The organism is Bacillus cereus group sp. Bce019 (genome assembly GCF_051781745.1).
Taxonomy (GTDB): Bacteria; Bacillota; Bacilli; order Bacillales; family Bacillaceae_G; genus Bacillus_A; species Bacillus_A cereus.
Genome location: NZ_JBPWJX010000208.1, coordinates 1 through 259, shown reverse-complemented (window position 1 = coordinate 259; position 259 = coordinate 1). Strand labels below are relative to the sequence as shown.

Below are 259 nucleotides of genomic sequence, written 5' to 3'. Positions count from 1 at the left end.
GGAAGTGAAGAAGCAGTTTGAGACAGCTATTGGTTTGCCTTTCTTCATCGATAATGATGCTAACGTGGCTGCCCTTGGTGAGCAGTGGGTTGGGGCTGGTCAAAATAATCCTGATGTCGTCTTCATGACCTTGGGAACTGGAGTTGGTGGAGGTGTAGTAGCTGCTGGTAACCTCATCCATGGTTTTGGTGGCGCAGGTGGTGAATTAGGGCATATGCCAGTTGATTTCGAGGATGCTTTTGCATGTACCTGTGGTAAA

Annotated in this window: 1 protein-coding gene; it reads left to right on the top strand. The window is 48.3% G+C overall.

Annotated elements, in window-relative coordinates:
- Nucleotides 1–4: 4 nt before the first annotated feature.
- Nucleotides 5–259 (top strand): ROK family protein (locus ACS2QP_RS28035; RefSeq protein ID WP_438883107.1); only part of this gene is annotated, 255 nt, incomplete at its 3' end.